The following is a 367-nucleotide window of genomic DNA, read 5'->3' on the forward strand; positions in this document are numbered from 1 at the left end:
CTTGCTATGGAGTAACAGTGGCTATGCAATAGACGATCAAAACAATATGCATAGCAATGAATTTGACACGGTTTCTTTGGGTATCACTCATCAATTTACACCGCAAATTCGCTCGACTTTAGGCTATGGCTATATGAAGGCCAAAGATAATAACCGTTTTGCCGAATTACAGCGTACTAGTACCACCCAAAACAAACAGCTTTGGCAAGGTTGGGTGAATGCACTTTATAACCCGTATAAGCCGATTACTTTGGGTATCGAATATGTTTATGGAGAACGAGAAACATTTGATAATCGTAACGGGATTGATAACCGTTTCAACATGATAGCGAGTTATGATTTTTAAATAAGCAGCCCCATCATGTGA

The 367-nt window shown here is 39.2% G+C and carries 1 protein-coding gene; it reads left to right on the plus strand.

Features of this window, described 5'->3' with window-relative positions; genetic code table 11:
* Positions 1-346: DcaP family trimeric outer membrane transporter (locus C1642_RS20065; protein WP_265735002.1), on the plus strand; the 346-nt coding region annotated here is incomplete at its 5' end.
* Positions 347-367 lie beyond the last annotated feature (21 nt).

This window comes from Acinetobacter sp. AKBS16 (genome assembly GCF_002899995.1).
Lineage (GTDB): Bacteria > Pseudomonadota > Gammaproteobacteria > Pseudomonadales > Moraxellaceae > Acinetobacter > Acinetobacter baumannii.